A 4729-nucleotide genomic window follows, 5' to 3' on the forward strand; every position below is an offset into this window, starting at 1 on the left:
TTCCCTAAATCCCGACGCACTGCTTACATCAATTTGTCAAACAGAGAATGAAGTTTGGACACTGTCTCCCATGTACTTTTACCCTTTAGTTCAAAAGTTTCCTAACTTGACAACTGCCGCGAAGTCTAATGTATTTCCGTAGGGATATATCGAGCAAGACTACAATCGAGATCCTCAATGATACTATCGACTGGATCATTAAAGCCGATGGAGAGTCGAATCAGACTATCCGTAATATTTAATGATTTTCTATCCTGGTCGGATAAATAGTAGTAGGTAAAGGGAGCAAGCTGTTCGATATAAGTTTCCGCTGAACCAAAGTTAGAAGCAATATATGGAATTTTTAAGTTGTCAATGAATTCTGATGTCTCACGTTTTGAGAGTTTGAGTTCAAAGGTCACAACACCACCATACCCATTAGTAAAATATTTCTTGGATAGTTCTCGATGAGGATGAGAATCTAACCCCAAATAATAGACCTTGGAAACCAAATCATGGGAATTTAAAAACTCAGTCAGTTTTTGCCCTGAAGCATTTAAAGACTCCATTCTCAACTGAAAGGTTTTCAAGTGTTGACCCAATGTAAACACATCCCGAGGGCTAGGAATAACTCCATTGATATTTCTGAAATTTCTAATTTGAGCGATCGCTTCCTTTTTCCCAGCAACACTTCCCAGTACCACATCAGCATGACCATTGAGATATTTAGTACAACTATGAATCACTAAATCTGCCCCCCATAAACAGGGTTGAAAATTATAGGGACTGGCAAAGGTACTATCGACAACCAGAAGCGTATCGGGTTCTAACAACTCTTTGATTTTTTCAATATCTGCCAGGTAAAGATGAGGGTTAGAGGGAAGTTCTAGGAAAAGAATATTAATATCTTGACTGACTTGATCAAGTGTTCTCATCAACTCAGATAGATCCGAATTATCCAAAATCAAAGTTTTGAACCCCAGTTTCTCAAGATTCTCAAAAACACGTCTTGTGTTTTTATAGAGATAGCAAGTTGTTGCGAAACAGCTTTGAGATTTGGCGAATGCCATTAAAGTGCTGTAAATCGCACTCATTCCACTGGGAAATAGTAAGCAATCTTCAGCCTTATCGAGTTGGGCTAAAATTCCCTCTACTTCTTCCCAATTCGGATTATGATACCTGCCATAACGGCCTTTTGTGAGCGATCCTTCGTGTAAGGCTTTAACATAAGTTTCATGATCGTCATAAAAGTAGGCTGTATTTTGATAAATGGGTGTTAGAATTGAGTTGGTGTAGGATTCATGCTTTCTGACTCTGCCCATTCTCTAATCCTCCTGTAATTTCCTGTAATTTTGGACTTCTAGATTAGACTTAGACAACGACTTTATCCAAAAGATTCATAGATTTTATATAAATAAGCAACAATTTCAGAAATGATATCTGTTGTCAGATTTCCATGATGTACAATTATCCGAATAAATGCCGGAAGATTATTAAAACTAGACGAACTGACTTTGATAAAGTCATCCTGGACTACTTGATCATAGATAGCGAGATTAAGTTGATCGATTTTATCAATTTCTGCCGCCGTGTAATCTGTGATGGTTTCCTTCACTTCCATTTCTTCAGGAATAAACCAGAAACAGAGGTTAAAATACTGGGGTTCGACGACATATAAAACCCGATCCGAAAGTTGTTTCCTGAATTCTTTACGATTTTTATAGTATTTTTGAATTAAATTTTGAAAATGTTCAAGACCATGATGTTTGAACATCAACCAAAGCTTAAAGGCATAGGCTTCTCGGGAACATTGTAAAGACTTGATGCTGAGACTATATTTTCTATTCTGGTTGCTGTTAAATGGAGAATTAGGATTATGTGCGATTACTTCATCCACTAAAACAGATTTGTCTTTCACCAGTAAGACTGAGCATAATAGAGGGGCTGAAAGAAATTTATGAAAGTCTAATACAATTGAATCTGACAAAGAACTCAGTTTTCTAGAAAACGCTGCATCTTCACTAAAGTAAACCCCGCCTCCCCAAGCTGCATCAAGATGAATCCAAGGTTGAATCGCGAATTCTTGGAATATTTCCAGTATTTCTTCTACCGGATCGAAAGTTCCCAAGGTAGTCGAACCCAGAACACAAGCAAAGTAAATTAGATTGAGATTATCAGCTTTAATTTTGCTGACTAATTCTCGTAAATGTTCTCGATCAACGACTCCTTTTGTGCTTGTTTTAACATTGATAATATGTTGAATCCCACAAATCTTAGCAGCTTTACTGATAGAGTAATGAGAATGTTCGGAAACCAGAATGACTGATTGTCCTAAATTAACTTTTGCTCTTTGTACTGCTAAGAATACAGATGCCAAATTAGATAAGGTACCACCCGGATAAAAGATACCATCGCCTTCAGGATAACCCACTAACGGCAGGAGAGTTTCTACCATTTCTACTTCACAACGAGTAAAAATTGGCGAACATTCTTCAGTATGAATATTAGAATTAATGTAGTTAGACACGAAATCGGCAAAAACACCGATGGGGTCGGGATAGGAAAATAAGTATTTTAAGTTTTTTGGACTGTAGATATCTGGAGTAATAGACAGGGTAGATTTAACAAATTTGTCAATCCTCTCTAATCTTTCCGGTTCGGATAAACTATAGATGCCATCCAGCATCTTCAAGCATTGATCAATGTCTTGTTCTGTTAGCATCTTAAATGTTTGTACGAAGTTTAGGGTAATTCAGTCTAAGCTGTCTGGATATCGCCAATTCCAATCGTGATCAAGCCACCCAGTGCGCATCAGCGGAGATCGGAGTGGAAAAATTAGCAATTGATACAGATTTTTTGAGGCAGGAAGCCTGAAAAATTTGATACATCAATATTAGAATCTGGCGTTATCACAATAATTACGGAGACAGACCTTTGTATAATACCACATCGAATCACACGGGCAAAAACGAGGAGCTTGATAGCCCCGTGAATTCATTCCGAAAGGTCTATAGAAGCCATTTGGTATCTATGGTTATGGTCAGCAATTAGCAAAATCATTATCCTTCAGAAGAGCTTCGCCTACAGCAAATGCGCGTAGCGCACGCTACTTGAGGTGCTATCAACAATTAGCAATTTAATGATGGGGTTATACCGCAGGGTAAGCGCCTTGCGCTTACCCTGTAGATTTTTTTCTCAACTACCATAGATCTCGATCTCAAGGGGAACATCTATAGGAATATCATCTTGCTTTTCCCTCGTACCAATGCCGATCATGATTTTGAACCAAGCGTGAGCCAACTTTTTGTAACCCTCTGGGGTTAGGTGAATACCATCCTCAAGCATGTGATCAGGGGTGAATATATTGCGGTTATTAATAAATCGAATGTTCTTGTTTTTATAACTTTCTCCAGTCAGCAAATTTGCCAATAGGTTATTGTATTTATCAGCTTTATGATTCTTGAGAGTACCATCCTTAAGTGCAGAGGGCTTAATGGGGGGAATTGAATAGACAAACAAATATACCTGATCTGACCAGGCGAGAATTTTATCAATTAGTAAAATCATTTCATTGACTGTATCTTCAGGGCTTTCATTCTGAAAAAGTATGTCGTTTGTGCCAGCCATTAATAAGATAATATCCGGTCTTGCCTGCTTCAGCCAATCTTCTATTTCGGAGTTTAAATCTGACCACGCATTGGATGCTCCAACACCAGCTATGGCAAATCCCCCATGCCCTTGATGCTCTTTGTCAAACACATATGTGTTGTTTTGGCCTAAAACTATTTCGGGATTTTCTGAGGTAGCGCTACCCACAAAATTTACTCTATAGCCATTATCTTTAAACAATGCCCACAGGTCATCTCGATATCCGGCTCGATCCAATGCTTTACCACGAGTGTTTGAGTCTCCTAAAGGCATAATCTTGAGAGACCATTGATCGATGGTGAGCGCCTCTGCGGTGGGAGAAAACTGAAATAGGCTGATGCAATAAGCGGCGATTAAGGTCAATTTTGGGGAGAATTTTTGCTTCATACTATAGTTTCCTAGTAAGCTTGAGGTACAGTAACAGCAATGAGCAAACCAATTACGAAGATCATTATTGCTTAGACAATAATTTCCAGACCTGTTGAGATTGCCAAGTTTATGGACACATTCGTATATGTTTGACACCACTGGCAAGATTAGCACTCAGAAAGTTTTAGTGTACATTAGCGACCCGCATCGCGGATGAATCAATTCATCCGTTCGCTTATATCCCCCGACTAAAGTACAGGGGCTTTAGCCATCACACTTGTAAAGCAATCTATATCTTAACAAAGATATGTAACGCAATCATCATAAATTTGATGGTTACTTAACATTTATCAATGATCACCTAAAATTTATCTTAACTATTAGATTCCAGGGATAGTTATTGTGAGACAATTAGTAGTTGATATCAGGCTGTGGGGAGACTCCTCCAGCGATTTCGGCGATTTGTTTTAGTTGTCTATGAGCAGGAGCTGTATGAATGTCTTCAAAGCAATTTACTAAATCCCAGGAAAATAACGATGGCAAGATTTTTACTAGCAACTTAGGGTTTACTGCACTCTGCTTCTTAATCGGTTTAGCTAGATTTGGATATATTCTCGCCACATTGCCCGGAATCGCAGAATCCCCGACAGACCCTTCTAGAACTTGTATAGTCGATGGTTGGAAACTGGGATTAATTATCACCCACGTGCTGGTTTTTGCCCTCATCCCTCTG

Annotated in this window: 3 protein-coding genes and 2 pseudogenes; 2 read left to right on the forward strand and 3 right to left on the reverse strand. The window is 38.7% G+C overall.

Annotated features, from left to right (window positions below):
* Nucleotides 1-125: 125 nt before the first annotated feature.
* From F6K20_RS24865 to F6K20_RS24875, 3 genes are all read right to left on the reverse strand, one after another.
* On the reverse strand, nt 126-1301 hold the full coding sequence (locus tag F6K20_RS24865) for a PLP-dependent transferase (RefSeq protein WP_008178429.1): 1176 nt from the start codon (nt 1299-1301) through the stop codon (nt 126-128).
* 62 nt (nt 1302-1363) lie between these two features.
* Complete coding sequence (locus tag F6K20_RS24870) at nt 1364-2701, reverse strand: pyridoxal phosphate-dependent decarboxylase family protein (protein ID WP_008178432.1); 1338 nt, start codon at nt 2699-2701, stop codon at nt 1364-1366.
* A gap of 473 nt (nt 2702-3174) precedes the next feature.
* Nucleotides 3175-4014 (reverse strand): SGNH/GDSL hydrolase family protein, encoded by an 840-nt coding sequence (locus F6K20_RS24875; RefSeq protein WP_287296413.1) that lies wholly within the window; start codon nt 4012-4014, stop codon nt 3175-3177.
* An 82-nt stretch (nt 4015-4096) separates the two neighbouring features.
* On the opposite strand from F6K20_RS24875, the pseudogene F6K20_RS24880 reads away from it, so the two are divergent.
* Together F6K20_RS24880 and F6K20_RS24885 are read left to right on the forward strand one after the other, a co-directional pair.
* Nucleotides 4097-4213 (forward strand): annotated as a pseudogene (locus F6K20_RS24880) (IS200/IS605 family transposase); the annotation flags it as partial.
* Between the two features lie 279 nt (nt 4214-4492).
* Nucleotides 4493-4729: pseudogene (locus F6K20_RS24885) on the forward strand (hypothetical protein); the annotation flags it as partial.

Origin of the sequence: Moorena sp. SIO2C4, from assembly GCF_010672485.1 — a bacterium.
GTDB classification, from domain to species: domain Bacteria; phylum Cyanobacteriota; class Cyanobacteriia; order Cyanobacteriales; family Coleofasciculaceae; genus Moorena; species Moorena producens.